Source organism: Cobetia sp. PDI-23MA (assembly GCF_059507735.1).
The window spans coordinates 79,063-103,901 of sequence record NZ_CM183352.1 but is presented as its reverse complement, the minus strand read 5'-3'; the positions used below and the strand labels follow the sequence as shown (position 1 = coordinate 103,901).

The window sequence follows — 24,839 nt, the reverse complement described above, 5'->3', positions numbered from 1 at the left end:
GAGGCGCTGCTAGCTGGCGAGGCTGGGCAGGAACAGCGCGATCTGCGGGAACAGCATCAGCAGCACCGTCGCCAGCAACAGCAGGGCAATGAAGGGCGGCGTCCCTCGGATGACCTCCATGTACGGTTTTCTAAATACCGCCACCGCAGTGAAGATGTCGCAGCCAAAGGGCGGAGTCGCCGAACCTATCGCCGCCTGCAGGGTGACCAGGGTGCCGACCAGCACCGGGTCCAGCCCGGCGGCATCGACTGCCGGCGCAAACACCGGCGCCAGAATCAGGATCACCACGATAGGGTCCACGAACATGCAGCCGACGAAGTAGGCCGCCGCGATCACCGCCAAGAGCGCCAGCGCATGCTCCGACAGGTAGGGAATGTAGCCGCCGAGGATGGCATCCGGAATCTTGGCGAAGGAGATCATCCACGAGAATCCCGCGCCCGCCGCCACCAGGATGAACACCACCGCGGTGATCAACCCCGTGGAGAAGGCTACACCGGGCAGGTCCTTCAGGGTCACGCCGCGATAGATCAGCATCTCGAGAATCAGCGCATAGATCACCGAGACCGTGGCGGCCTCCGTCGGCGAGAACATGCCCGAGTAGATGCCGCCGATGATGATCACCGGGAAGCCCGCCGGCAGGCTGGCGCGCTTCAAGGCCTTGAGGCGTGCGGGCCAGTCCGCCTTGGGCTGTGGAGCGATGCCCAGCTTCCACGACTTCCACATGCAGTAGAGCGAGAACAGCACCAGGATCATCAGCCCCGGGCCGATACCGGCGATGAACAGGTCACCCACCGAGGTACCGGTCGCGACGCCGTAGATGATCATGCCGATGGAGGGCGGAATCAGCAGCGCGATATCGGAGGCATTGATGATCAATGCGATGGTGAACTTGTCACTGTAACCGGCTTCCAGCAGCCGCGGGCGCAGCGGGCGCCCCATCGCCACCACCGTGGCCTGGGTGGAGCCGGACACCGCGCCGAACAGAGTGCAGCCCAGCGCGGTGGTCACCGGCAGGCCGCCGCGCCAGTGGCCGACGAAGCGCTCGACCAGATCCAGCAGGCGCTGGGCAGTGGAGCCCTTGAGCATGATATCGGCCGCCAGAATGAACATCGGCACCGCCGTCAGCACCACCGGCTGCAGGCCACCGATCATCTGCTGGATCACCAGCTCCGGCTTGAGGAAGGGAAAATCGCTGAACAACAAGAAGAAGGTGCCGACGCTCAATGGCACCATCATGGGTACCCCAAGCAACAGCAGCCCCACCATCACGAGCAGAATCCACATCGCAGCTTCCGTCCCTGGGTCAATGAAGTGTGATCAATCGTCTATCGAGGCATCGAGAAGACATTCCCGACGCAGTGACTAGAGCGCGCCGCTGCCGTCGACTTCCTCGTTCTCGTCCATCTCCGCCGTACGCCATGACAACCAGGCGCCCTGCGCCAGCAGGTTGCGCAGGATCGCCATCAGGTACTGGAGAGCCCCGAGCGCCAGTCCCAGCGGGACCACGGCATAGAGCGCCGCCAGCGACCAGCGCAGCGACGGCGTGACACGCCCGGACCTGGCCAGGCTCTGCAGATAATCCACCGCCAGCCAGGCGAGGTAGGCCAGCAAGGCACAGGTGATGACCTGCCCGACGATCAGCAGCACCTTGCGCAACCACGGCGGCATGAAGTCCAGCAGCGCCGTCACGCGGATATGTCGCCCGGCGCGCGCGCCGTAGCTGATGCCGAGGAAGGTCAGCCACAGCTGCAGGATCTGCATCAGCTCTTCGGTGAACGGCAGACTGTAGTTGAAGACGTTGCGCCCGATGACGTTGGCGATGCTGGCCGTCGCCATGCCCAGCACACACAGGGCGATCAACCAGCGCTCGGCGTGCGCCAGTCCCTGGTCACCACGTTCGAACCAGGCGGCCAGACGGCGCAGCGGCGCAGGCAGATGTGCGAGGGGGTCCTGACCGCCATTCGTCTCGGCCGGGCTGGGGCGGGTCTCATCAGCGGAGGGAGACTTGGAGGGGGGCGAGTTCATGAAGCGGTTTCCTGTTGATGCGGCATCCTGCCAGATAGGCTTTCTACCAGGCGTCATGCGCGCAGTGGTTTGCACCAGACGGCCAGCACTTGCCAGTACGATCCATTGAAATTTTCCGCGGCGCCGCCGTGATTTTCACTTTGGCTACTCTTGTTCTAGCTTTATTAGCGGCGTTTGAAATCAGTATGCAGCCGACGCACGGCATGTCGCTCTGGCGCCGGGGGCCGATTGTGAAGCCCTGGTGAGCAATGAGCAGAGCCTCGAGTACCAGAGACTCATACGCACAAGCTCAGCTTATTCATAATAAATTCTAATCACACTATCTAATTTGGTGATTTTTTTATTATATTAAGAATGGCAATATTATCTGAATGATGCAAGTTGCACGCCGGGTATGCCCAGAGCCGCCCGACGATGATGGAAATCACACAAGGAGAACAAGATGACGATGCAATGGAACCCGTCACCCGAGCAGAATCGCGAGACGTCCAGGACTCCTGTTCCCCTTTCTCGTCTCGCCGCGCTCATCAAGGGAGGCGCCCTCGCGTCCGGCCTGGGCATGGCGGCGCTGGCCTCCGCGGGCGTGCAGGCGGACACCTGGCGTTTCGCGCTGGAGGAAGTCTCCGGCAGTGTGCAGGATGCCTACGCCCAGGAATTCAAGAAGCGCATCGAAGAGGCCTCCGGCGGTGACATCGATGTCGAGATCTACCCCTACGGTGCACTGGGTACCTCCTCACAGCTCACCGAACTGGTGCAGAGCGATGCCATCCAGCTGACCTTTGCCTCACCGGGTCACCTGGCCTCGGTGATTCCGGAGTCGGGCGTCTTCACGCTGCACTTCCTGTTCTCCGACGACAATGCCATCAATGAAGAGGTGCTCGGCAGCTCCAAGGCCATCGACATGCTGTCCGAGGCCTACACCGAGCAGAACCTCCAGCTGCTGGGCGTGATTCCGGAAGGCTGGATGGTGTGGACCGGCAACCGCGACATCAAGACACCTGAGGACATGGAAGGCTTCAAGATCCGCACCATGACCTCGCCGATTCTGGTCGAGAGCTACCGCGGCTACGGGGCCAACCCGACGCCGATGCCCTATTCCGAGGTCTACTCCGGCCTGCAGCTGGGTCAGATCGACGGCCAGGTGAACCCGGTGTTCGCCATCCAGGAAATGAGCTTCTACGAAGTTCAGGACTACATGATCCAGGCCAAGCAGGCGCAGTTCATCACCACGCTGGTGGCCTCCAGTGACTTCTATTCCGGACTGGATGACGAGCAGCAGCAGATGCTCGACAAGGTCACCAACGAGATGCGTCCGTACATCTTCGAGAAGCAGGAGGAGTACAACGCTGACCGTCTGGAGAAGATCAAGGAAGACAGCGACATCGAGATCATCACGCTGACCGATGAGCAGCGCGAAGCCTTCCGCCCGGTCGGCGAGAAGGGCTGGGACGTCTACCGTGAGCAGGCCGGTGAGCGTGGCAGCAAGATCCTCGACACCCTGCAGGCCGACATCAAGGCTGCCGAAGGCAAGTGATCTCCTGAGCGCTGACAGCTCGCGCTTCGCGCCAGGGCTGTCAGTCAACTTCGAGCATCACCAAGGCATGAAAAAGCCCCTGCCGGGAAACCGGCAGGGGCTTTTTGCGGATCGGGGGTTACTGACCCAGCAACTCGGTGCGGAAATCCTCCTGAGCCGGCGAATCCCCCAGCCAGATCGCGAACAGGCCATTGGCCAGCGCCAGCGAGCCGCTCTCGAAGATCACCTGCTCGTTCAGTACCAGCGACAAGGTGCCTCTGCCGCCACCGGCGGACAGCCATTGCAGCGCATAGCGATCCCCCGGCACGACGTCCTGATAGGCACGATTGAAGCGCGTCAATTCAGGCTCGATCGCCGCAAAATCCGCTGCTGACAGGTTCTTGCGCACGCCCTTGATGGTCGCCTTGGCGAAGTCCTCGGCATCGATGGCATGGAAGTACTCCAGCACCAGGCGACGCGAGACATCCTTGAGCGGCGCCGGGCGCGGGCGACGCGCATCCTGATAATAGGCGCCGACATAGGCGTCCCACAGCAGGTAGGTGAAGAGCCCACTGCCGATCAGCGTCAGCGGCTGGCCGGACTGCGTGGTCACCTGATCCGCGAAGGTCACCCCCTTGATCTCGACGGCGAGCGCAGCCGGGCTGGTGGTGGCAATCAGCGCCCCCATCACGCCCGCGGCCAGCCAGCGCGGCATACTCGCCACCGGCGGACTGACGACACGCCAGGCGGCGTTCAGGCAGCAAACGGCGCCGCGGATAGCTGATACGGGCAAGCGGTACAGCGATATAGGCATGGCATCTACTCGTTGGCTGGCAGGGATCCAGGGGAACTCACGGGGCCTTTCTCCTGCAGGTCATCGCTCCTGCAGGGTCACCGCCCTTGTGGAATCGGCTATCAGTGGCTTGCTCTCATGGGCCTGGCTCTGGCTGACTTACCACAGGGCGTGGAAATGGTGCACCGGCCCCCGACCCTTGCCGACATTGAGCTGATCGGAGGCACGCAGCGCGCCCAACAGCCATTCGCGTGCCTCGACCACCGCCTGCGACAACGGCAGACCGTTCGCCAGTCGCGCCGTGATGGCAGAAGACATCGAGCAGCCGGTGCCGTGCAGGTTGTCGGTCTCGATACGTGGCGCGCACAGCCATTGCTCGCCGGCATCACTGACCAGCAGGTCATCACAGGCCTGCCCCTCAAGCGCTCCACCCTTGATCAGTACCGCCTTCGCGCCTCGGGCGCGCAGCTCGCGAGCGACCTCAGGCATGTCGGAGCGCCCGATCAGGCGCCGCTCACCCAGCAGCACCGCGGCTTCATGCAGGTTGGGCGTGATAATGTCGGCCAGCGGCACCAGGTGCTCGGCCACCGACTGGATGGCAGCATCATTGACCAGCGCATCACCACTCTTGGCGACCAGCACCGGGTCCAGCACGACCCAGCGCGGGCGACGCTGCTGAAGGCGGTCGGCGAGCATTTCCACCACCAGCGGATCGGCCACCATGCCGATCTTGGCGGCGCGGATATCGAGATCATCCAGCACGGCGTCCAGCTGTGCGGCGATGAATTCCCGCGAGACCGCCTCCACGCTGCGCACACCACAGGTATTCTGCGCCGTCAGCGCCGTGATCACGCTGGCCCCGTAGGCGCCCAGCGCAGAGAATGTCTTGAGGTCCGCCTGAATGCCGGCTCCCCCGGAGGGGTCTGAGCCCGCTATCGTCAGGACGCACGGAATATGCATGCAGGAAGCTCCCGAAATATGGCTTTGACGTGCCAACAGCATACCCGAGCTGAGGAGGGAAGAAAGCCACCCCCAGCGCCCTGCCACCGTGAAAAACAGAAGAAAGTGATATGGATGAAGTAGCCGTGCTGTCATTGCCGGCATTGACCTCGCTCGCCGTGATCTCACTGGCCAGCGCCACCCTGCTGCCCGGTGGATCGGAAGCGGCATTCGCGGGACTGTGGTGCCAGGGACACGCGCCCTGGGCGCTGTGGATCGCGGCGACGCTGGGCAACACGCTCGGCAGCCTGATCAACGTCGCCCTGGGGCGTGGCGCCCGCCGCCTGCGCACACAGCGCTGGTTTCCGGTCTCGCGGCGCGCATTGGCGCGCGGCACTCTGTGGTATCGCCGCTTCGGCGCCTGGAGCCTGCTGCTGAGCTGGGCCCCGCTGATCGGCGACCCGCTGACGGTGCTGGCGGGGGTCTTCCGGCTGGCGTGGTGGAAAAGCATCGTCCTGATCGTGATCGCCAAGGGCGGACGCTATGCATTGCTGCTGGCAGCCGACCTGTGGCTGACGCCCTGGTGTCAATGACCGGCGCACGGCTGCTGCTGTCTTCCTCCTTGTCTCTGCCCATACCACTGCTCCTGCCGCCTCAGTCAATCGCTTGAATGAGATCGCAGATACGCAAGGCGAGGATGCGTGCTATGCTGACAGGCGCCATGCTGCACTGCACAATAAAAGCTCTTCCATTGCGTTGACCCAGTGCCTCATTGCCTGGATCAGGTGCTTCATTGCCCTTGATATGCACCTCGTCACCCTTTCGCTGCCTCCACGAGTCCGCGCCTCCCCCATCCCATGGCGTCAGGCTCGCGACGGTCCCCTGACCTCGGGCATTCCCCGGCGGAGTGCTGCACTACTAGAGAGGAGAAGGTTTCATGCGTGATACATCCTGCGACTTCTGCGCCGATGCGCTCAATATTCTGGTGTTGCAAGGCGGTGGTGCGCTCGGCGCCTACCAGATCGGCATCTTCGAGGCGCTGGCCGAGGCCGGCATCCAGCCCGACTGGGTGGTCGGCACCTCGGTCGGCGCCATCAATGGCGCCCTGATCGCCGGCAATCCGGAGGGCGAGCGCCTCAAGGCCCTCGAGTCATTCTGGTATGGCATCGCCCAACCCGCTGCCAGCATGGGCCCCGCCTTTCATCCGTGGGAGCGCAGTGTCGCGCGTACCTCCGCCATGCTGTGGGGCATTCCGGGCTTCTTCCGCCCGCGCCCGCTGTGGACGGTACCGATCTGGCAGAGCTTCTTCGGCGAGCCGCCCAGCCTCTACGACACCGAGCCGCTGGGCGACACGCTCAATCGGCTGGTGGACTTCGAGCGACTCGATGCCCGCCACCCGGAGAATGTTCGCCTGTCGGTGGGGGCGGTGAATATCGGCAGCGGCGCGCTGCGCTACTTCGACTCCTCGCATGAAGCGCTGGACCACCGCCATATTCTGGCCAGCGGCGCCCTGCCACCGGCCTTCCCGCCGGTGTGGGTCGATGGCGAAGCCTATTGGGATGGCGGCCTGTACTCCAATACGCCCGTCAGCTGGGTGCTGTCGGAGCGGCCGCATGGCGAGACGGTGGTCAACTGCTACGTGATCGACCTGTGGAGTGCCGATGGCAAGGTGCCGGAGACATTGCAGGAGGCGCAGCTGCGCGAGAAGGACATCCAGTATTCCAGCCGTGCCGGCGAGCATCTCCATCTGCTGGAAGAGAATCAGGCGCTGCGCATGGGAATCGAGAATCTCGCCGACCATCTGCCGGAGGCGCTGCGCCAGTCACCGAAGATCCAGCGCATCCTCGCCATGACCCAGCAGCCCTCGATCAACGTGGTGCGCCTGCTGGCCGCGGCGCGCCCGGGCGAGACCTCACTGAAGGATATCGACTTCTCGCGCGCGACCATCGACTCGCGGCGCGACAGTGGCTATCAGGACATGCAGGAAGTACTGAGCCGCTGCAGCCAGTTTGCGCCGCTGCCGGAGGATATCGGGGTCATCGTGCGCAACTTCACGCGCAACGCCGACGGCGAGCTGGTCAGCCTGTCGACGCCTGATGCCAGCCCCGCCGACGATGACCAGGCGAGCATCTCGGCAGAGGACCTGCCCGGTCAGGCGACCGGCAGCTGAGCAGCGCTGACGACGATTCAGCACGATCCATCCACACCCCATCGCAGCCGTCACGCGCTGGCGGCGCACCGGGTGGGTGTGGATAACCCGGTGTCGACAAGATGCCACCCGCCGGGTGGCCTCACCCGCGAGGTTGCGCGGCTCCCAGCCGTGAACACTCCCCGCGGGTAAGCTCGCGCCACTCCCCCGGCGCCAGCCCTTCGAGACTCAAGCCCGCCACCGACTCACGGTGCAGCCACACCACGCGATTGCCCAGGCTGCGCCACAGCCGCTTGATGTGATGATGCCGTCCCTCGTGCAGCGTCAGGCACGCCTGGTCCGCGCTGAGAAACGCAAGCTGTGCCGGCAGTGTCGGGCGCGGATCATGTTCGAGCATCACCCCTTGGCGAACCTGTGCAATGGCGCTTTCCTGTTCGACCTCCGACAGGGGACGCTCCAGCCCCATGCGATAGCGCTTGGCGGGGCCCTCGAGCCCGGCAGCGCTGATGCGCGCCGAGACACCGCCGTCATTGGTCAGCAGCAGGGCGCCGGTCGTCGCACGATCAAGACGCCCGACATGGTGGATGTCGGCCAGCCAGCCGCTGTCCTCGCCGCGTGCATTCAGTGTGTCACGCAGCACATCGATCACGGTGGGGTGTTCGGGGTCATGACAGGCCGTCACGACCCCGGCGGGCTTGTTGAGCAGGATATGACGCGGACGCCGCGCGGCCTGCAGGCAGACGACAGCGCCACTCACTGACAGATGGATGTCATCGAAGGGGCCGACCTCATGCAGCGGGTCGCTGACCGTCGCGCCGTTGACCCGCACGCGCCCCGCCGCCAGCGCCGAGAGCGCATGACGACGATTGAGCTGTGGCTGACGTGTCAGCCAGCGGTCCAGCCGCATGACCTAGTCCGCCGCCTTGAGCTGGGCTTCCATGTCTTCCAGCGCTTCCTGAGCCTCGAGCCACTCGGCTTCGGCCTCATCAAGGCGACTCTTTATCTCGCCCTGGCTGGCCAGCAGCCCGGTCAGCTCCGCCTTGCGGTCAGCCTCGTAGAGCGTGGCATCGCCCAGCGCTTCCTCGATCTTGTCCAGCTCGCCCTGCGCCTTGCTCATCTTCTGCTCGGCCTTGTCGCTGACCTTCTTGAGCGGACGCAGCTTCTCGCGCAGTTCGGCCGCCTGACGGCGCGCCTCCTTGCGGTCCGGCGTGCGCGTGCTGCCAGTCTCCGCATCGGCATCCTTCTGGGTACGCGCTTCCCGCCGCTCGCCCTCGACCCGCGCCTTGAGCCAGGCACGGTAATCATCCAGGTCACCATCGAAGGGCGTCACGCGCCCATCGGCGATGCACCAGAATTCATCGACGCAGGCACGCAGCAGGTGGCGGTCGTGGGAGACCAGAATCACGGTGCCCTCGAAGGTCGCCAGTGCATCGGTGAGCGCCTCGCGCATGTCGAGGTCCAGGTGGTTGGTCGGCTCATCCAGCAACAGCAGATTGGGCTTCTGCCAGGCGATCAGCGACAGCGCCAGACGCGCCTTCTCGCCACCGGAGAACGACTCCACCGTGGCGTAGACCTCATCGCCGTGGAAGCCGAAGCTGCCAAGGAAGGTGCGGATCTCCAGCTCACCCGCCGACGGTGACAGGCGCAGCACATGATTGAAGGGCGTCGAGGACAGGTCGAGCCCATCCACCTGGTGCTGGGCGAAGTAGCCGATGGCCAGATGCTCGCCGGCGGTCCGCTGGCCCTCGACCAGCGCAAGCTCGCCGGTGAGCGCCTTGATCAGCGTCGACTTGCCGGCACCGTTGGGGCCGAGCAGACCGATGCGCTGTCCCGGCAGCAGTGAGAAGCGTACCCCGGAGAGCTGCGGCGGCTGACCGGGATAGCCGATCACCGCACGGTCCAGCCCCAGCAGCGGATGCGAGATCTTGTCGGAGCACGGGATGGTGAAGTGGAACGGGGAATCGGCCTTCACGGCCGCCGTTTCCTCCATGCGCTCCAGCATCTTCATGCGGCTCTGGGCCTGACGTGCCTTGGTGGCCTTGGCCTTGAAGCGACGCACGAAATCCTCGATCTCGGCACGCCGCGCCATGGTCTTCTCGTGCTCGACCTGCTCACGCACCAGACGCTCGGAACGCGTGCGCTCGAAGCGGCTGTAATTGCCCTTGTAGACCACCAGTTTGCGACGATCGAAGTGGATGATGTGATCACACACCGCATCGAGGAAGTCGCGGTCGTGGGAGATCAGCAGCAGCGCGCCGGGATAACGCGCCAGCCATTGCTCCAGCCACAGCAACGCATCGAGATCCAGGTGGTTGGTCGGCTCATCCAGCAGCAGCAGGTCGGATGGCGTGAACAGGGTACGCGCCAGATTGGCCCGCATGCGCCAGCCACCCGAGAAGGCCGCCAGCGGCTGACTGAGCTGCGCCTGGCTGAAGCCAAGGCCGACCAGCAGCTGCTCGGCACGTGCCCGTGCGGTGTAGCCATCAAGGGTATCGAAATGGGCGTGCAGCTCGGCCTGACGCTGGTGCTCGCCGCTCTCTTCGGCGGCCGCCAGGGCGCGCTCGGTCTCGCGCAGCGCGTGGTCCCCGTCCATGACGTAGTCGACGATCGGACGCTCCAGTGCATCGATTTCCTGCGCCATGTGCGCGACACGCACGCCACCGGCCAGCGATACCGTGCCGCTGTCGGGCGTCAGCTCGCCGAGGATCAGGCCGAACAGGCTCGACTTGCCGGCGCCGTTGGGGCCGACGATACCGGCCTTGTGACCGGCATGCAGCGTCAGGTCCGCTTCGTCGATCAGCGGTGCTCCGCCGCGTTGCAGGGCGAGCTGGCGCAGTGCAATCATGACAACCTCGATCAGAAAATACGGGGGACGTCGGGCTCCCGTTCACCGCCACCGACACGAGCGCTACGACTCAGCAAGCTGCTGGGCGCGACTCGTGAAGAGACATCATCCGTGACACATGAAGAGACATCATCGGTGGCACGTAAAGAGATATCATCCGTGACACATGAAGAGACATCATCGGTGGCACGTGAAGAGACATCATCCGTGACACATGAAGAGACATCATCCGTGACACACGAAGAGGCCGACTTGATGGGCGCATATTCTATCGGATTGTGGGACTACGCGCTGTCTCTGTATGCCCTGCCCGGCGAGGTCGGCTCTGCGGGCAACTCTCAGCCGACGCCGGACATGATGAGTACCTGCCTGCTGCTGCAGAACGAGGCGGGACTCGATGTCTGCGAGCTGCTGTGGATTCACTGGCTGTCCGCCCACGGCATCGCCCTGGCCGCCTCGCCCACTCGCCTGCTGGAAGACGTGCGCGACTGGCAGGGCTGGATGACCGCCATGCTGCGCGAGCGCCGCCGCCAGCTGAAACAGGAGCTGACGACACTGCCCGCGACCCAGGACCCGGCCGCGGTGCAACGCCTGGAACGCCTCTATCAGCAGCTCAAGGCCTGCGAGCTGTCCGCCGAGCAGGAGACCCTCGCCCAGCTGGAAGAGCTGAGCCCTGCGCTGTCGTCAGCCGAAAGTGTGGCCGGCCTGAGGGCGCCCTTCGCCCATGTCGCGGACCCGCTGCAGGCCTTTCAACAATCACTGGCACTGCTGAGCGGCAAGACGACGCTCGCCGTGGGGGATCACCCGACGGCACGTGCCCTGCGCAGACTGGCACTGGCCCGCGTGCCCGTCAGCGCCTGACAACGCCAGCGAGATGCGGAACTTGTACGCGGCTGGTAGAGTCGGAGTAACACTAGTGCCCGAGGCAGGCCATGCCGCCTCGGTGTCAATTGCGTGTTTCGGGCCCGTCTCAGGCCCATTCCATCCTGAAGGAGTTTTCATGAAACAGCTGGTCAGTGCCGTCGCGCTCGGCGCCCTCCTGGTCACCCCGTTCAGCTTTGCCGCCGATGACAGCCTCGCAGACGAGCAGGCACAGCTCAGCTATGGCATCGGTGCAACTCTGGGCAAGAGCCTCTCCCAGGACATCACCGATCTGGATCTCGACGCCTTCACTCAAGCCGTGCGTGATGTCTACGCCAAGGGCGACATGAAGATGAGCGACCAGGAAATCGCGGATTCGCTTTCCCGCTTCCAGCAGAAGAAGATGGAAGAGCAGAAGAAGATGGTCGAGCAGGAAGCGACCGACAACAAGGCAGAGGGTGACAAGTTCCTCGCCGACAACGCCAAGAAGGACGGCGTGAAGACACTGGATTCCGGTCTGCAGTACAAGGTGCTGGAATCCGGAGACGGCGCGACCCCGTCCGCTGAAGATACCGTCAAGGTGAACTATGAAGGCAAGCTGCTGGACGGCACCGTCTTCGACAGCTCCTACCAGCGTGGCGAGCCGGTCAGCTTCAAGGTCAACCAGGTCATCAAGGGTTGGCAGGAAGCACTGCAGGAAATGAGCGTCGGCGATACCTGGATGCTCTATGTCCCGGCCGAGCTTGCCTACGGCAAGGCTGGCACCGGCGGCCCGATCGGCCCGAACGAGACGCTGACCTTCAAGGTCGAGCTGCTCGACGTGACCAAGGCCGACGCAAAGCAGTAATGGCGGCGTAAGCCCCCCCCTGCTGGTAACCGGCAAGCACTGCTGCCGGTAGCAACGAAAGAGCCGCCCATCGGGCGGCTCTTTGCGTTTCTGGCAATGGCGGATGTCCGCTGGTTCTCCACTCCAGAAATCCCTGTACGGACGCCGCCAGCCTGTGGATAAATCTGTGGGGAAGCTATTGACCACAGGTTGACAACCGGCCTTTCCGGTGCCTGTCGCGGCAGTGATGCTGGTTGAACGCAAAGCAACCACTGACTTGATATTTTTAGTCGATATCACGTAACAGTTTGTTTTTAATAGCCTTTATAAATCAGCACTTGACGACACTGCGTTGCATGTTCGAGCCGTCATGATTATCCACAAAATTTTCCTCGAGCGCTTGCCAACTTGTGGACAATGTGTATTTCACCTCTGAGAACGGCCTCAAGACGCGGCGCATTCAGCGGGTGCCACGCAGGGCTCAATCAGCGGTCGCGCTCAGGACGCGCGTCACGCCAGCGCGAACACCGGCCGGCCCCGGCGTGAACGGAATACGATCGTAGATGCGCCCCTGGGCAGAGACGAGATAGAGCGCGGCACCATGATCGATGGTGTAACCCAGCGCGGAGTCCTGTGCCTCGACACGTCGATAGCTGACGCCATAACGCCGCGCCACATCGGCGAGTGCCGCCTGACTGCCGGTGATGCCCTGAAAGCGTGGCCCGAAGTGCCCGGTGTACTCGGCCAGCCGGGCAGGCGTGTCGCGCTCGGGGTCCAGCGACACCATCACCGGCACCACGCGCGCCGCCGCCTGGGGTGGCAGTTCAGACATCACCTGACGCAGCGCCGCCAGCGTCATCGGGCAGACATCCGGGCACTGGGTATAGCCGAAGTAGAGCGCGACGACCGGCGTGGCCTGCGCATCTGCGGCCTCGCCCATCGTGACCTCCGCGAGTGTGAAATCACCCTGCTGCGATTCGAGCTGGATGGGACCGCCTAGACTGGCCCAGGCCTGCATCCCCGCAACCGGCGCCAGATCCTGCTGCGCCTGCTGCCAGGCGACACCGGCCCCGATCACGGCCGCCAGGCCGACGGCACCCAGCAACCACCAACGTCTGGCGACGCCCTTGTCGAGCTGATGGCTCTCTTGTCGGCGAGTGCCTGCCTGCCCGTCCTGTGACTTTCGCTCTGCGCCCATCCCTGCCTCCCGGTGCCTTCATGCCTGAAACGACGTCCCTGCCGGCCGGGCTCAACGCCAACGGCTAGCTGCCCTGATGCATCGGGCGGGTATCACGGCGAAACAATTGATCGACCGAGCTTTCTAGCTGCTCCGCCGTGGTGGCCCGGGGATGGCTATCGAAATCGAACCAGCTGCCCAGTCGGCCACGCTCGGTGGTCACGATCACCTGCGCACGCCACGCCATGGTCGCGCTGCTGCAGAACCCCAGCTGCCCTTCCCCCTGCCAATGCTGGCGCTCGAGGCTCTGGGCATCGGTGGTGCTCAGCACGCTGCGCTTCACGCCCATGTCCATATGGCGGCCGATGAAATCCACCTCGACCCCCTCCGGTGAGACGCCCTCCGTCATCACGCGAATGCCCAGCGGTGTCAGCGGACTGATATCACCGTCCAGCGCCAGGGTAATACGCCCGAAGCGGCCCAGTTCGGCAGTACAGGGGGCATGATTGAGCTCGCAGGACTGATTGGGCGCAAACCAGGTCACCTTGCCGTTGCTGCCATCGCGTACCAGGTAATAGTCGATCAGGTAATACAGCGAGACCACGATGGTGATCAGCGTGACGATGATCAGCAGATTGAGCAGCCGCGGGCGGGCATTGTCTTCTTCTACGCGATACATGGCAGTTCCGGCAACGGTCCGGCAGCGCATCGACAGGCAAGGCGCCCCGAATGGGAAAGAAAGTGACGTGACGGGAATGGTCTGCGCTCAGCCACGACATGACGCCAGCGCGTGACCGGCGAACAAGACCTGAGTCCAAGTGCAGCGCTGAGCGAGTCATGACAAGCTTACCAGCCCGCCTCACCGCGGCAGCAGGCGAGACATCATGTCACGCGCTCGCCACATCGCTCTCAAGGCATTCGCACTCAAGGTATTCGCACTCAGCCCCGACAAGGAGTCAGCATGGCAAGTGTACAGCAGGCGCTCGGCCCCCTCTTCCTGTTGATCCTCTCGGGGGCACTACTCAGGTGGAAGCGCTTCCCCGGCGAAGGCTTCTGGAGTGAACTGGAACGCCTGATCTATTACGTGCTGTTCCCCGCCATGCTGGTGTCCACGTTGGCACTTGCCGACATGGCCAGCGTGCCGGTCGTGGCTCTGGCCAGCGTGATGCTGGGCGCGATGCTGCTGTTCGCCGCCGCGCTATGGCTGAGCTGGCGTCACGCGCCGGACTGGCTGAGCCGCCATATGGGCGACGCCGCCTCCTTTACCTCGCTCTTCCAGGGCAGCATCCGCTTCAACAGCTACGTCGGTGTGGCCGGGGCAGCAGCGCTGCATGGCAGCGCCGGGGCGACCGTCGCGGCCGTGGCGCTGGCGCTGATGGTACCGGCCGCCAACCTGCTGTGCGTGATGGCCTTCATCGGCGCAGGCACCCTGGGCGAAGGCGGTCTGCTGCGCTCGCTCAAGGCGCTGACCCGCAATCCGCTGGTGCTGGCGTGTCTGGCCGGCACGGCTCTCAACCTGAGCGGCATCGGCTTGCCGGGCTGGAGTGGCGACGCCATCAGCCTGCTGGGGCGCGCCGCCTTGCCGCTCGGCCTGGTCGCGGTAGGCGTGGCGCTGCGCCCGCGTGTGCTGGTGAGCAGTGGCAGCGTAGCGTGGCTGGCAAGCCTGCTGAAGCTGCTGGCGATGCCGGCACTGGTGGTCGTGCTCTGCCGGTGGTTCGGCCTTGAAGGAGTGGCGCGTGATGTGGCGATTCTGTTCGCGGCGCTGCCCACCGCGACCTCCGCCTATATTCTGGCCCGCCAGCTGGGCGGCAATGCCGAGCTGATGGCGGCCTTGATCACCGCCCAGACGCTGCTGGCGATGCTGACCCTGCCCCTGTGGCTGGCGACCTGAGCTCCTGTCGAGCTGTCGAGCTGACGACCGCACATTCGAAAAGCGCCTTGAGTCCCCACCGTGTGCGCAGCGCACAACAAAAAGGGCATCCCCAGATGAGGATGCCCAAGACCGTGACTAGCTTGATGAGGAGAAACACCGTAGCGGGGGCCTGACTCCGCCGCTACGGCTGGGCTTGCGCCCTGCGATGTCTGCCCGGACACCGCACATACAAGATAATCATTCTCATTTGCTTTTGCAAGGCAAATGCGAAGAATTTCTATTTAAGTTTTATCTTGTACATCCTCGAGCGAGAACACCCTCAGCTCCGCATGCAATTCGACCTCCAACGCCGTCATGGCTTCCGCACGTGCCAGGCCATCACGCTCGGCGCGATACAGATGCGGGGTCATGGTCAGCAGGTCCCGAATCTGCTCATTGCTGGTCAATGACAGCCCCGCATGCAGATGCTCGACCTCGCCGCTGATGGCGAAGCCCGCGGACTCGGCAGCGCTCAGTCCGGCCTCGCCACGCGCGGGCTTCAGCTCGCGGTAGAGAATCCTGCGCAACGCCAGCAGGTGCTCGGCCCCCGCCTCCAGCAGCACGACGTGGCCACCGGGCTTGAGGACACGCGCGAATTCCTGCCAGACAGGGAAGCCGAAGGCGCAGATGACGACATCCACACACGCATCCTCCAGCGGCAGGGCGGCGTTGGTGCCCACCAGCCAGGCGGCATCACGTGACTGCTTCGCCGCGGCCAGCACCGCATGTTTGGAGATATCCAACCCCGCCGCCGTCAGCGAGAAATCCCGCTCACCGGCAGCGCACGCCAGCTGACGCAGATAGAAGCCTTCGCCGCAGCCGGCATCCAGCACGGCCAGCGGCGCCTGAGACGCTGCCAATGCCAGCACACGGCTGGCCAGGGCCGCCGCCAGCGGCTGATAGCCGCCGAGGGCGAACAGGCGCTGGCGGGCACTGACCATCGCCTTGCTGTCGCCGGGGTCCAGGCTGCGTTTGCGCTGCACCGGCAGCAGATTGACGTGCCCCTGGCGTGCGATATCGAAGCGATGCCCGTCGGCACAGCACCAGCTCTGGCCATCACGTGCCAGCGGCTGGGCATCCAGCGGACAGGTGAGGGCCGTCAGCGGGGTCATGGTCGGGCGATCAGCCGAGTCAGCGGTAGGCGTCGTCATGGTCAGCAACTCTCGGGACGAAGTGGGAAGAGAAGGGAAAAAGCGGCGGGCCTCACACGCAAGCGGCCACCCGAAGGCGGCCGCGATGCAGCGTCATGAAGACGCCGCCACTGCGCACGAGGCGCTGATCAGTCCTGCTTGACGAAGATCAGGTCCCACACGCCGTGGCCGAGACGCTCGCCGCGCTGTTCGAACTTGGTCAGCGGACGGAAGTCCGGACGCGGCACGTAGGGTGCGGTTTCCGCCGGAGCGGTGTTGGCAAAGCCCGGCGCTTCGGCCATCTCTTCCGCCATCGCTTCGGCGTAGTTGGCCCAGTCGGTGGCCATGTGGAAGTGGCCGCCCGGCTTGAGCACACGACGCACCAGCTCGACGAAGGCCGGCTGAACGATACGACGCTTGTGATGCTTCTTCTTCGGCCACGGGTCCGGGAAGAACAGCTGGAAGGTGTCGGCGCAACCGGCCGGCACGCAATCCGCCAGCACTTCCAGCGCGTCGTGACGATAGACACGCAGGTTGGTCAGGCCCAGCTTGTCGACATCATCCAGCAGCTTGCCGACGCCCGGCGCGTGCACTTCGATGCCGATGAAGTCGGTGTCAGGGTTGGCCTGTGCCTGTTCACACAGTGACTTGCCCATGCCGAAGCCGACTTCGATCACCAGCGGCGCCCGACGCCCGAACAGCGCTTCGAGATCCAGTTCGCCCTGCTCGTGACGCAGGCCAAGGCGCGGGAAGACCTCTTCGAGCCCGCGGGTCTGGGCCTGGGTCATGCGGCCACCACGAATCACGTAGCTCTTGATGCCACGCTTGCGGGCGACGGCTTCATCAGCAACGGAAGGGGACGCTGGCGCGCTTTCGGTCTGCACGCCCTCGGGCTGCGCGCTCTCGTTCTGCACACTTTCTTGCTGCGCATCGTCAGCGGGAGCAGAAGTGGACGTGTCGTCCTGCGGCTTGGAAGTCTCGTCAGTCATGGGGTCGTCTTGGTCTTTGCATGAACGATGCGCGAGCATCGGATTCGAATGTTTCAGGGCTCAGCCGGTGATCAGGCCAGCGCCCGGTGAAGAAGCACGTGCCGTCAGGCGAGTCGGCATGCGGCCGGCCAGGAAGGCACCACGGCCGGAAATCACGGCCTGACGCATGGCATCTGCCATCAACAGCGGCTGGCGCGCGTGGGCGATGGCACTGTTCATCAGCACGCCATCACAGCCCAGCTCCATGGCGAAGGCGGCTTCTGACGCCGTACCCAGACCGGCATCGACCAGCACCGGCACATTGGCGCGCTCGATGATCAGCGATAGGGTGTGCGGGTTGAGAATGCCGAGGCCGGAGCCGATCAGCGAGCCCAGCGGCATGATGGCGCAGCAGCCGATTTCCTCGAGCTGGCGCGCGACGATGGGGTCGTCGGAGGTATACACCATCACGTCGAAGCCATCGGCGACCAGCGCTTCAGCGGCCTTGAGCGTCTCGACGATATTGGGATACAGGGTGTCCTGATCGCCCAGCACTTCCAGCTTGACCAAGTTGTGGCCATCCAGCAGTTCACGGGCCAGCTTGCAGGTACGCACCGCGTCACGCGCGTTGTAGCAGCCGGCGGTGTTGGGCAGGAAGGTATAGCGATCCGGTGACAGCACGTCGAGCAGGTTCGGCTCGTCAGCGTTCTGGCCCAGGTTGGTACGGCGGACCGCAAAGGTGACCACTTCCGCGCCGGAGGTCTCGATGGCGGAGCGTGTCTCCTCCATGTCCTTGTACTTGCCGGTACCGACCAGCAGGCGTGAAGAGAACTCACGACCGGCGACGATCAACGGGCTGTCGCCGGCGACCTGGGTGACGGGGGTGTTCAATGTCGGGGCAGAACTGTCTGTCATGATGACCTCATCGAGCTGGACGTGAACGCGCTGAGCGCGAGCGAGTAGTGAAAAGTGTCAATCCTGGAAACAGGACGGATCAGCCACCACCGATGGCATGGACGATCTCGATGCGGTCACCGGCATGCAGACGGGTGTCGGCGTGCGCGCTACGTGGCACGATGTCTTCATTGCGTTCCACTGCCAGCCGGCGGCCCTGGAGACCGAGACTCTCGACCAGGGCGGCAATCGTCGTGTCGTCCGCCACCACGTGGTCTTCACCGTTGAGCTGTATCTGCATGCTGTCCTCCCGCGAAAAGAGGCCGCTATTGTAGCGGCTTTACGTGGACAGGCGTAGGCACATCGTGCCGCGCCATCTGCCCTCAAGGAATTAATGTCTATGCGTCACAACGACTCCCACTCCCGCCACTGGTGGCTGGCCATGGGACTGGCCGGCATGTCCACCGTCGCACTGGGTGCCTTCGCCAGCCATGGCCTGCGCGGCACCCTGAGCGCGGACATGCTGCGCGTGTTCGAGACCGGCGTCCGCTATCAGATGTGGCACGTGCTGGCGGCGGTCGGGGTACTCGCCTGGCGCTCGGTGCAGCCGCTGCGCGGCCAGATGCTGACGCTGGGGCTGTGGGCCGCCGGCATCCTGATGTTCTCGGGGTCGCTGTATGCCCTGGCGACCACGGCGCGCACCCAGCTGGGCATCATCACGCCCATCGGCGGCCTGCTGCTGATCGCCGGCTGGCTGAGCCTGGCCGTCACCGGCTGGCGTCAGCGCGGCAGCGAGGAGAAGGACATCAACAAGCTGTAGCGCGCTTCCCCGTGACGCTGCCGAGGTCAGTCATCGCTGTCCGGCAAGGTATAGGTCGCGGTCACGATGGCGACCGGGTCGGTGTCACCGTGGCTGAAAAGCTCGATCTCGCCGACAGCCAGTCGCCGGCCCAGCTTGCGGATGCGCGCGGTGGCCATCAGGTCGCGGTCGCCGCGCGCACGGCGCAGGAAGTGGATACTGAGGTCACTGGTGACGGCCATCGGCTCCGGGCCGATCTCGCCGAGAATCGCGACATACAGGCAGACATCCGCCAGCGCCATCATCGTCGGCCCGGACACGCAGCTGCCGGGACGCAGGTGCTCGTCCTCGATGGCCAACCCCATGGTCGCCCAGCGATCGCCGACGGCCTCGATGGTCCCCAGACGCTGGGGGAAGACTTCATCGAGGAAATCCTCGATGGCGGCGGCGCTCATCACGGGCATGACATTCTCCTCGACACACTGGGTCCGATCGCGCGGTTACGCGGTTTCTGGGGCAAGGCTAGCGGCAAATGCGGTCTCGGGAAACATGCGCCTGGCAAAATAGTCGCCGAGCAACTCCTGCTCGGCGACAGACGACAACGGCGACCCAGGGTCGCCGTTGTCGTGTTCAGTGTTTCCTCAAGCCAGCCGCCCTGCGATCAGCGCGCCTGCTGCTTTTTCTCGAGACGACGGCGGTGCAGGACCGGCTCGGTGTAGCCACTCGGCTGCACGCGCCCCTGGAAGACCAGCTCGCAGGCGGCCTGGAAGGCGATGGAGCCCTCGAGGTCATCCGTCATCGCCTGATAGCTGGGGTCCGCGGCATTCTGACGGTCCACCACGCCGGCCATGCGCTCCAGCGTGTCCTGCACCTGGGCACTGTCGACGATGCCGTGATGCAGCCAGTTGGCGATGTGCTGGCTGGAGATGCGCAGCGTGGCGCGGTCTTCCATCAGGCCGACATCGTGGATGTCCGGCACCTTGGAGCAGCCGGTGCCGTGATCGATCCAGCGCACCACATAGCCGAGAATCCCCTGGGCATTGTTGTCCAGCTCGGCCTGGATCTCCTCGGCACTCCACTGGGGATCGAGCGCCAGCGGGATGGTCAGCAGATCATCGAGGCTGGCCCGCGGACGGCTGAGCAGATCATGCTGCACGTCCTTCACCGAGACCTGGTGATAGTGCAGCGCATGCAGCACGGCGGCGGTCGGCGACGGTACCCAGGCGGTGTTGGCGCCGGCACGCGGATGGCCGATCTTCTGCTCGAGCATCGCGGCCATCAGGTCGGGCATGGCCCACATGCCCTTGCCGATCTGGGCACGGCCGCGCAGGCCGCACTCGAGACCGATATCCACGTTCCATTTCTCATAGGCCTGAATCCAGGCGGCGCCCTTCATGTCACCCTTGCGCAGCATCGGGCCGGCTTCCATCGAGGTATGCATCTCGTCGCCGGTGCGGTCCAGGAAGCCGGTGTTGATGAAGGCCACGCGGGAGCTGGCCGCGGCAATGCAGGCCTTGAGGTTGACGGTGGTGCGACGCTCCTCATCCATGATGCCCATCTTGAGCGTGGAGTCCGGCAGCCCCAGCAGCTGCTCGACCCGCGCGAACAGCTCATCGGCGAAGGCGACTTCCTCGGGGCCGTGCATCTTGGGCTTGACGATGTAGACGGAGCCGGTACGCGAGTTGCAGATGCCGCCGCGGTCCTGCTTGTCGCCCTTGAGGTCGTGCAGCGCGATCAGGCTGGTGAAGATGGCATCCATGATGCCTTCTGGCGCTTCGCTGCCGTCCTCGAGCAGGATGGCCGGGTTGGTCATCAGATGGCCGACGTTGCGAATCAGCATCAGCGAGCGACCATGCAGCACGCGCGTGGTGCCATCGGCGCCGGTGTATTCGCGGTCCGCATTCAGCTTGCGCGTCATGCTGCGGCCATTCTTCTCCAGGGTCTCGGTCAGGTCGCCCTTCATCAGGCCCAGCCAGTTGCGATAGACCGTCACCTTGTCTTCGGCATCGACGGCGGCTACCGAGTCCTCGCAGTCCATGATGGTGGAGAGCGCGGCCTCCATGATCAGGTCACTGACGTTGGCGGGGTCGGTCTTGCCGATGGGGTGCTCGGCATCGATCACAAGCTCGGCGTGCAGGCCGTTGTGGGCGAAGATGATCGCGCTCGGCGCGCTTTCATCGCCGCGATAGCCGAGGAAGCGTTCCGGCGACTTGAGGCTGAGGTCACGCCCTCCGGCACGCACCAGCAGATGACCATCACGAATCGTGTAGCCTTCGCTGTCGTGGTGACTGCCGCCGGCCAGCGGCGCGATGGTATCCAGCACCTGGCGCGCATAGGCGACGACCTTGGCCCCGCGCGCCGGGTTGTAGTCCTTGCCACGCTCGGCGCCATCTTCCTCGCTGATCGCGTCGGTGCCGTAGAGCGCATCATAGAGGGAGCCCCAGCGCGCATTGGCGGCATTCAGGGCGTAGCGGGCATTCATCACCGGCACCACCAGCTGCGGGCCGGCCTGCTGGCAGATCTCGCTATCCACGAAGGCAGTGCTGGCTTCGACCGTGTTCGGCTCCGGCAGCAGATAGCCGATCCTGTGCAGAAACGCCTTGTAGGCCTCGAGGTCTACCTTGCCCGGATGCTCGCGGTGCCAGACGTCGATCTCGCTCTGCAGCTGCTCGCGGGTCGCCAGCAGTTCGCGGTTGCGCGGCGCAAGCTCATGCAGCAGTGAATCGACACCGGCCCAGAAGGCCTCCGGCGCGATGCCTGTGCCCGGCAGCGCTTCCTGCTCGATGAAGCGGTGCAGGCTGGCATCGATGGCCAGGCGTTGAAGTTGAATACGGTCGGTCATGCGTCTGCTCTCCCTGAAAACGAATCGCTGGAAACCCTCAACGGCTGACAAGACTGCAGGCAGTCATGTTGATGAAGACTCTCGTCGCGCGCTGCTGAGCTGGCGCGGCCGATGACGTTTGGATTGACGCCATCGACTGCCGGACAGGAGGCAGGCGCCACCTGCCAAACGGGGACGGATTCCAACACCATACCCGATGGCGAGGCCGGCGGAAGGATGGCTAGGACCAATGAACAAGCTCATGGAGCCCGATTACCCGCCCAGCGTTGATTCCGTGTCGCTGTTGTTGCTCGGCGACAGGCGGGGAAACAGTGAAGAAACACTGTTCTTTGTGTAGCTCGCAGCCGCGCCAGCCGCTAGCATGGCAGCATTATGGAGATGACCATGCCCGATTTCAGTGAACTGCTCGACCACGGCCCCTTTATCCGCCTGCCTGACATGCTGCCGGGCCAGACGTCCAGTCCATTGGAGCGCTACCTGGGCCATTATGGTCTCGATGCGCTGCGCAGCGAGGACATCGCCGTGCATGCCGGCCACCTGGAGGCCGGGGGCTTTCGCCTGTGGGCCCAGCTATGGACACCGCGCAAGCCGCGCGGCACCGTCTTCGTGGTCCACGGCTACTTCGATCACCTCGCCCTCTATCGCCATCTGCTGGCGCACCTGCTGCGCAACGGCTGGCAGGTCGCCTTGTGGGACCTGCCGGGCCATGGCCTGTCATCCGGCGAGCCCGCCTCCATCGATGACTTCGGCGACTATGTCGGCTGTCTGCAGGCCTTCCAGGATTACCTGGAAGACCACAGCCTGGCGCCGCACCCATGGTTCGGCATCGGCCAGAGCACCGGCGGCTCGGTGCTGGCCACCGATGCCCTGATGCGTGGCGATGAATCGCGCTGGCAGGGTATCGCCCTGCTCGCACCGCTGGTACGGCCGTGGGGCTGGTCGCAGTCACGCTGGCTGCACAGCATGGCGCGCCCCTTCATCGACTCCATTCCGCGCAAGTACCGCGCGAATACCAATGACGTGGCCTTCTACGAGTTTCTCAGCACCAATGATCCGCTGCAGGCCGATCGCCTCGCGGTGAAGTGGGTGACGGCGATGCGGGAGTGGATTCCCCAGCTGCGCGCCCTGCCCCCTTGCTCACTGCCGACCCTGATCCTGCAGGGCGAGCAGGACACCACCGTCGATTGGCAATGGAATCTCGGCGTGCTGGCGAGCAAGTTCCCCAATGCGCGCATCTACCGCCATCCCGAGGCCCAGCACCATCTGGTCAATGAAGCCGAGCCGATTCGCCAGGAGCTGTTTGCCGAGCTGGACGCCTTTCTCGATGCCCTGTCGCAACGTCCGTCAGACCTGCCGCAGCAAGGGCGCACGGCATGAGGGCCCTGCATCGCCTGCCCATGCTGGCCGCGACCCTGCTACTCTCCACGCTGGCGGGCTGCATGAGCCTGGACCAGGTGCCGCGTGCCGAACGCGACCCCATCTATGGTCTCGGCCAGAGCGCGGCGCGCCTGATCGCCGAGCAGCCCTGGACACCCCCGCTTGAGCAACAGGTATTGCTGCTCGCGCCGCCCGAGGTGGATGCCACGCTGCAGGCCAACCCGGGCGCGCTGAACGAGGCGCTGACCCGCGCACTGCTGGCGCTCAAGAACGGGCCTCAGGTGCTCAACTGGAGCACTGACCGCCCCGCCGTCGATAGCCGTCAGTGGCGTCTCGAGACCACCCTCGAGGCTAGTGGCGTCGCACTGACCCTGTCGGACCGCACGCTGCAGCCGTACCAGCTGCAGATGACGCTGGTCCGCAGCGCCAGTGCCGAGCGCAATGAGACGCGTACCTTCACCCTGAGCGGTGCCTTCGACCAGGCGGCCCTCGAGTCGCTGGCGCGCAATCCCCCGCGCCCTGATCTCCAGGTCTTGAGCCCTGAGCCCTGAGTCTTGCGCCCGGCTGCGCCGAGGTCCCCGCCACCTCTGATACACCCTTGATCGTTTTCTGCTTTTCCGGAGCCAACATGACCACCGCCAGTCCCCGTCGCTTTCTTGCCCACCTCTATCAGGATGGGCCGCATAACCCGTTCCCCGGCATCAAGGCGCTGGAACGCAGACTGGGACACGCGCTGCCGTATCAATATGGCTCCAACGAAGGCCTCGACATGCCGCACCACACGCTGGGCGGCGCGCTGGGTACTGCCCTGGCCGACCTGAGCCGCAGCTATGCCGACGCCGATGCCTGGCAACTGCGCCAGCAAATGGCTGAGCGTCTGGGAGTCGCCTACGAGAATCTGCTGGTCGATGCCGGTGCCGACAGCCTGCTGGCACTGGTGATGCGCGCCACCGTCTGTGCGGGCGAGCGCGTGATCACCAGCGCCGGCACCTATCCGACCCTGGCGTACTTCGCCCGCGGGCTGGGCGCCGAGGTCATCGAGGTGCCCTACAGCGAGCGCTTCGCCACGGCCGATGATGCCTCATCGTCGCGACTGGCACCGGACCTCGCGGCACTGCTCGCCGCGGCAAGGCAGCATGATGCCCGCGTCGTCTATCTCGCCAACCCCGATAACCCCAGCGGCCACCTGCATTCTGACGCCGATGTGCGCGCCCTGCGCGACGCCCTGCCGGAGAGCTGCAGCCTGCTGCTGGACGAGGCCTATCACGACTTCCGCCCGGACGCCGCCCACGCCGACCATGCGCCCATGGCACGCACCTTCCGCCTGCGCACCTTCTCCAAGGCCTATGGGCTGGCGGGCCTGCGTCTCGGCTTCATGATCGCCGAGCCTGACGATGTCGTCATGCTGACCAAGGTGCGAATTCACTTCGCGGTCAGCGCCCCGGCAATGGCCGCAGGTGAGCTGCTGCTGGCGCACCCTGAAGAGGCGGCAGCGCATGTCGCCGGCGTGATCGACTGTCGCGATCGTCTCGCCGAGCATCTGCGCTCGCTGGGCGCGGAAGTGCTGCCCAGCGCGACCAACTTCCTCTGCGTGCGCCTCAAGAGCGCCGAACTGGCAGCGCAGGTGCAGCAGCAATTGATGGCTCAGGGCGTGCTGATCACTCGCTCCCCGCATCCTTCGCTTGGCCATATCCTGCGCATCTCGACACTCGAAGACAGTCTGGTGCCGGGCCGTCTGGCGCGTCTCGAGCAGGCCATCGCCGAAGAGCGCCGTTCATGAACGATTTAT

General features: G+C 64.6%; 24 protein-coding genes. 10 read left to right on the top strand and 14 right to left on the bottom strand.

Going from position 1 to position 24,839, the window contains the following annotated elements; translation table 11 throughout:
- Nucleotides 1-9: 9 nt before the first annotated feature.
- Complete coding sequence (locus tag AC5WNJ_RS00475) at nucleotides 10-1,284, bottom strand: TRAP transporter large permease (RefSeq protein ID WP_253063355.1); 1,275 nt, start codon at nucleotides 1,282-1,284, stop codon at nucleotides 10-12.
- A 78-nt stretch (nucleotides 1,285-1,362) separates the two neighbouring features.
- On the bottom strand, nucleotides 1,363-2,025 hold the full coding sequence (locus tag AC5WNJ_RS00470) for a TRAP transporter small permease (protein WP_495930318.1): 663 nt from the start codon (nucleotides 2,023-2,025) through the stop codon (nucleotides 1,363-1,365).
- 442 nt (nucleotides 2,026-2,467) lie between these two features.
- Here AC5WNJ_RS00470 and AC5WNJ_RS00465 point away from each other — a divergent pair, with 442 nt between their 5' ends.
- Nucleotides 2,468-3,559, top strand: coding sequence for a TRAP transporter substrate-binding protein (locus tag AC5WNJ_RS00465; protein WP_253063359.1), 1,092 nt, complete (start codon nucleotides 2,468-2,470; stop codon nucleotides 3,557-3,559).
- Nucleotides 3,560-3,677: 118 nt separating this feature from the next.
- On the opposite strand, the gene AC5WNJ_RS00460 is transcribed toward AC5WNJ_RS00465, so the two are convergent.
- Nucleotides 3,678-4,352 carry a chalcone isomerase family protein gene (locus AC5WNJ_RS00460; RefSeq protein WP_253063361.1) on the bottom strand — a complete coding sequence of 225 codons (675 nt, stop codon included), beginning with the start codon at nucleotides 4,350-4,352 and terminating at the stop codon, nucleotides 3,678-3,680.
- A 138-nt stretch (nucleotides 4,353-4,490) separates the two neighbouring features.
- Complete coding sequence (thiD, locus tag AC5WNJ_RS00455) at nucleotides 4,491-5,291, bottom strand: bifunctional hydroxymethylpyrimidine kinase/phosphomethylpyrimidine kinase (protein WP_175089007.1); 801 nt, start codon at nucleotides 5,289-5,291, stop codon at nucleotides 4,491-4,493.
- Between the two features lie 110 nt (nucleotides 5,292-5,401).
- Between thiD and AC5WNJ_RS00450 the strand changes: the two genes are divergently transcribed.
- Together AC5WNJ_RS00450 and AC5WNJ_RS00445 are read left to right on the top strand one after the other, a co-directional pair.
- Complete coding sequence (locus AC5WNJ_RS00450; protein WP_495930317.1) at nucleotides 5,402-5,863, top strand: YqaA family protein; 462 nt, start codon at nucleotides 5,402-5,404, stop codon at nucleotides 5,861-5,863.
- A gap of 344 nt (nucleotides 5,864-6,207) precedes the next feature.
- Nucleotides 6,208-7,440 (top strand): patatin-like phospholipase family protein, encoded by a 1,233-nt coding sequence (locus AC5WNJ_RS00445; protein ID WP_253063363.1) that lies wholly within the window; start codon nucleotides 6,208-6,210, stop codon nucleotides 7,438-7,440.
- A 121-nt stretch (nucleotides 7,441-7,561) separates the two neighbouring features.
- On the opposite strand, the gene AC5WNJ_RS00440 is transcribed toward AC5WNJ_RS00445, so the two are convergent.
- Complete coding sequence (locus AC5WNJ_RS00440) at nucleotides 7,562-8,326, bottom strand: pseudouridine synthase (protein WP_253063365.1); 765 nt, start codon at nucleotides 8,324-8,326, stop codon at nucleotides 7,562-7,564.
- 3 nt (nucleotides 8,327-8,329) lie between these two features.
- Complete coding sequence (locus AC5WNJ_RS00435) at nucleotides 8,330-10,264, bottom strand: ABC-F family ATP-binding cassette domain-containing protein (RefSeq protein ID WP_253063367.1); 1,935 nt, start codon at nucleotides 10,262-10,264, stop codon at nucleotides 8,330-8,332.
- Between the two features lie 255 nt (nucleotides 10,265-10,519).
- Here AC5WNJ_RS00435 and AC5WNJ_RS00430 point away from each other — a divergent pair, with 255 nt between their 5' ends.
- Both AC5WNJ_RS00430 and bamJ read left to right on the top strand, forming a co-directional pair.
- A complete protein-coding gene (locus AC5WNJ_RS00430; protein ID WP_253063369.1) occupies nucleotides 10,520-11,125 on the top strand; it encodes a TIGR02444 family protein in 606 nt (201 codons plus the stop codon).
- 139 nt (nucleotides 11,126-11,264) lie between these two features.
- Complete coding sequence (gene bamJ, locus AC5WNJ_RS00425; protein WP_043333314.1) at nucleotides 11,265-11,972, top strand: BamJ family beta-barrel-assembly machinery protein; 708 nt, start codon at nucleotides 11,265-11,267, stop codon at nucleotides 11,970-11,972.
- 460 nt (nucleotides 11,973-12,432) lie between these two features.
- Here bamJ and AC5WNJ_RS00420 read toward each other — a convergent pair whose 3' ends face one another.
- Together AC5WNJ_RS00420 and AC5WNJ_RS00415 are read right to left on the bottom strand one after the other, a co-directional pair.
- The gene (locus AC5WNJ_RS00420; RefSeq protein WP_054556420.1) at nucleotides 12,433-13,149 is read right to left on the bottom strand and encodes an SCO family protein; all 717 of its coding nucleotides are present in this window, start codon (nucleotides 13,147-13,149) and stop codon (nucleotides 12,433-12,435) included.
- Between the two features lie 64 nt (nucleotides 13,150-13,213).
- Nucleotides 13,214-13,807, bottom strand: a complete 594-nt coding sequence (locus AC5WNJ_RS00415; protein WP_253063371.1) for a hypothetical protein — start codon at nucleotides 13,805-13,807, stop codon at nucleotides 13,214-13,216.
- 282 nt (nucleotides 13,808-14,089) lie between these two features.
- Here AC5WNJ_RS00415 and AC5WNJ_RS00410 point away from each other — a divergent pair, with 282 nt between their 5' ends.
- On the top strand, nucleotides 14,090-15,019 hold the full coding sequence (locus tag AC5WNJ_RS00410; RefSeq protein ID WP_495930316.1) for an AEC family transporter: 930 nt from the start codon (nucleotides 14,090-14,092) through the stop codon (nucleotides 15,017-15,019).
- A 263-nt stretch (nucleotides 15,020-15,282) separates the two neighbouring features.
- Here the strand turns inward: AC5WNJ_RS00410 and AC5WNJ_RS00405 are convergent, their stop codons facing one another.
- The 4 genes from AC5WNJ_RS00405 to thiS form a co-directional block, all read right to left on the bottom strand.
- Nucleotides 15,283-16,191 (bottom strand): putative RNA methyltransferase, encoded by a 909-nt coding sequence (locus tag AC5WNJ_RS00405; protein WP_253063375.1) that lies wholly within the window; start codon nucleotides 16,189-16,191, stop codon nucleotides 15,283-15,285.
- Between the two features lie 128 nt (nucleotides 16,192-16,319).
- Nucleotides 16,320-17,159, bottom strand: coding sequence for a tRNA (guanosine(46)-N7)-methyltransferase TrmB (gene trmB, locus AC5WNJ_RS00400; protein ID WP_253063377.1), 840 nt, complete (start codon nucleotides 17,157-17,159; stop codon nucleotides 16,320-16,322).
- A 60-nt stretch (nucleotides 17,160-17,219) separates the two neighbouring features.
- A complete protein-coding gene (locus AC5WNJ_RS00395) occupies nucleotides 17,220-18,053 on the bottom strand; it encodes a thiazole synthase (RefSeq protein WP_175088997.1) in 834 nt (277 codons plus the stop codon).
- A gap of 79 nt (nucleotides 18,054-18,132) precedes the next feature.
- Nucleotides 18,133-18,333 (bottom strand): sulfur carrier protein ThiS, encoded by a 201-nt coding sequence (gene thiS / locus AC5WNJ_RS00390; RefSeq protein WP_176675884.1) that lies wholly within the window; start codon nucleotides 18,331-18,333, stop codon nucleotides 18,133-18,135.
- A 99-nt stretch (nucleotides 18,334-18,432) separates the two neighbouring features.
- Between thiS and AC5WNJ_RS00385 the strand changes: the two genes are divergently transcribed.
- Complete coding sequence (locus AC5WNJ_RS00385; protein WP_043336980.1) at nucleotides 18,433-18,852, top strand: DUF423 domain-containing protein; 420 nt, start codon at nucleotides 18,433-18,435, stop codon at nucleotides 18,850-18,852.
- A 26-nt stretch (nucleotides 18,853-18,878) separates the two neighbouring features.
- On the opposite strand, the gene AC5WNJ_RS00380 is transcribed toward AC5WNJ_RS00385, so the two are convergent.
- Nucleotides 18,879-19,295 (bottom strand): PaaI family thioesterase, encoded by a 417-nt coding sequence (locus AC5WNJ_RS00380; RefSeq protein ID WP_043336979.1) that lies wholly within the window; start codon nucleotides 19,293-19,295, stop codon nucleotides 18,879-18,881.
- 197 nt (nucleotides 19,296-19,492) lie between these two features.
- The gene (locus tag AC5WNJ_RS00375; protein WP_253063379.1) at nucleotides 19,493-21,673 is read right to left on the bottom strand and encodes a malate synthase G; all 2,181 of its coding nucleotides are present in this window, start codon (nucleotides 21,671-21,673) and stop codon (nucleotides 19,493-19,495) included.
- A gap of 384 nt (nucleotides 21,674-22,057) precedes the next feature.
- On the opposite strand from AC5WNJ_RS00375, the gene AC5WNJ_RS00370 reads away from it, so the two are divergent.
- The 3 genes from AC5WNJ_RS00370 to AC5WNJ_RS00360 all read left to right on the top strand — a co-directional run bounded on the left by AC5WNJ_RS00370 (nucleotide 22,058) and on the right by AC5WNJ_RS00360 (nucleotide 24,830).
- Nucleotides 22,058-23,050 (top strand): alpha/beta hydrolase, encoded by a 993-nt coding sequence (locus AC5WNJ_RS00370; protein WP_373456572.1) that lies wholly within the window; start codon nucleotides 22,058-22,060, stop codon nucleotides 23,048-23,050.
- On the top strand, nucleotides 23,047-23,601 hold the full coding sequence (locus tag AC5WNJ_RS00365) for a hypothetical protein (protein WP_253063381.1): 555 nt from the start codon (nucleotides 23,047-23,049) through the stop codon (nucleotides 23,599-23,601). The genes AC5WNJ_RS00370 and AC5WNJ_RS00365 overlap by 4 nt, the downstream gene beginning before the upstream one ends.
- Before the next feature lie 77 nt (nucleotides 23,602-23,678).
- Nucleotides 23,679-24,830 carry a pyridoxal phosphate-dependent aminotransferase gene (locus AC5WNJ_RS00360; RefSeq protein WP_253063383.1) on the top strand — a complete coding sequence of 384 codons (1,152 nt, stop codon included), beginning with the start codon at nucleotides 23,679-23,681 and terminating at the stop codon, nucleotides 24,828-24,830.
- Nucleotides 24,831-24,839 lie beyond the last annotated feature (9 nt).

What these genes read in the sequence shown, in the direction of transcription:
- AC5WNJ_RS00360 (WP_253063383.1), top strand. Translation starts at nt 23,679, where the DNA reads ATGACCACCGCCAGTCCCCGTCGCTTTCTTGCCCACCTCTATCAGGAT.
- AC5WNJ_RS00430 (WP_253063369.1), top strand. Translation starts at nt 10,520, where the DNA reads ATGGGCGCATATTCTATCGGATTGTGGGACTACGCGCTGTCTCTGTAT.
- AC5WNJ_RS00405 (WP_253063375.1), bottom strand. Translation starts at nt 16,191, where the DNA reads ATGACGACGCCTACCGCTGACTCGGCTGATCGCCCGACCATGACCCCG.
- AC5WNJ_RS00415 (WP_253063371.1), bottom strand. Translation starts at nt 13,807, where the DNA reads ATGTATCGCGTAGAAGAAGACAATGCCCGCCCGCGGCTGCTCAATCTG.
- AC5WNJ_RS00420 (WP_054556420.1), bottom strand. Translation starts at nt 13,149, where the DNA reads ATGGGCGCAGAGCGAAAGTCACAGGACGGGCAGGCAGGCACTCGCCGA.
- AC5WNJ_RS00385 (WP_043336980.1), top strand. Translation starts at nt 18,433, where the DNA reads ATGCGTCACAACGACTCCCACTCCCGCCACTGGTGGCTGGCCATGGGA.
- AC5WNJ_RS00440 (WP_253063365.1), bottom strand. Translation starts at nt 8,326, where the DNA reads ATGCGGCTGGACCGCTGGCTGACACGTCAGCCACAGCTCAATCGTCGT.
- AC5WNJ_RS00410 (WP_495930316.1), top strand. Translation starts at nt 14,090, where the DNA reads ATGGCAAGTGTACAGCAGGCGCTCGGCCCCCTCTTCCTGTTGATCCTC.
- AC5WNJ_RS00370 (WP_373456572.1), top strand. Translation starts at nt 22,058, where the DNA reads ATGCCCGATTTCAGTGAACTGCTCGACCACGGCCCCTTTATCCGCCTG.
- thiD (WP_175089007.1), bottom strand. Translation starts at nt 5,291, where the DNA reads ATGCATATTCCGTGCGTCCTGACGATAGCGGGCTCAGACCCCTCCGGG.
- AC5WNJ_RS00380 (WP_043336979.1), bottom strand. Translation starts at nt 19,295, where the DNA reads ATGCCCGTGATGAGCGCCGCCGCCATCGAGGATTTCCTCGATGAAGTC.
- AC5WNJ_RS00365 (WP_253063381.1), top strand. Translation starts at nt 23,047, where the DNA reads ATGAGGGCCCTGCATCGCCTGCCCATGCTGGCCGCGACCCTGCTACTC.
- bamJ (WP_043333314.1), top strand. Translation starts at nt 11,265, where the DNA reads ATGAAACAGCTGGTCAGTGCCGTCGCGCTCGGCGCCCTCCTGGTCACC.
- AC5WNJ_RS00435 (WP_253063367.1), bottom strand. Translation starts at nt 10,264, where the DNA reads ATGATTGCACTGCGCCAGCTCGCCCTGCAACGCGGCGGAGCACCGCTG.
- AC5WNJ_RS00395 (WP_175088997.1), bottom strand. Translation starts at nt 18,053, where the DNA reads ATGACAGACAGTTCTGCCCCGACATTGAACACCCCCGTCACCCAGGTC.
- thiS (WP_176675884.1), bottom strand. Translation starts at nt 18,333, where the DNA reads ATGCAGATACAGCTCAACGGTGAAGACCACGTGGTGGCGGACGACACG.
- AC5WNJ_RS00470 (WP_495930318.1), bottom strand. Translation starts at nt 2,025, where the DNA reads ATGAACTCGCCCCCCTCCAAGTCTCCCTCCGCTGATGAGACCCGCCCC.
- AC5WNJ_RS00375 (WP_253063379.1), bottom strand. Translation starts at nt 21,673, where the DNA reads ATGACCGACCGTATTCAACTTCAACGCCTGGCCATCGATGCCAGCCTG.
- AC5WNJ_RS00475 (WP_253063355.1), bottom strand. Translation starts at nt 1,284, where the DNA reads ATGTGGATTCTGCTCGTGATGGTGGGGCTGCTGTTGCTTGGGGTACCC.
- trmB (WP_253063377.1), bottom strand. Translation starts at nt 17,159, where the DNA reads ATGACTGACGAGACTTCCAAGCCGCAGGACGACACGTCCACTTCTGCT.
- AC5WNJ_RS00450 (WP_495930317.1), top strand. Translation starts at nt 5,402, where the DNA reads ATGGATGAAGTAGCCGTGCTGTCATTGCCGGCATTGACCTCGCTCGCC.
- AC5WNJ_RS00460 (WP_253063361.1), bottom strand. Translation starts at nt 4,352, where the DNA reads ATGCCTATATCGCTGTACCGCTTGCCCGTATCAGCTATCCGCGGCGCC.
- AC5WNJ_RS00445 (WP_253063363.1), top strand. Translation starts at nt 6,208, where the DNA reads ATGCGTGATACATCCTGCGACTTCTGCGCCGATGCGCTCAATATTCTG.
- AC5WNJ_RS00465 (WP_253063359.1), top strand. Translation starts at nt 2,468, where the DNA reads ATGACGATGCAATGGAACCCGTCACCCGAGCAGAATCGCGAGACGTCC.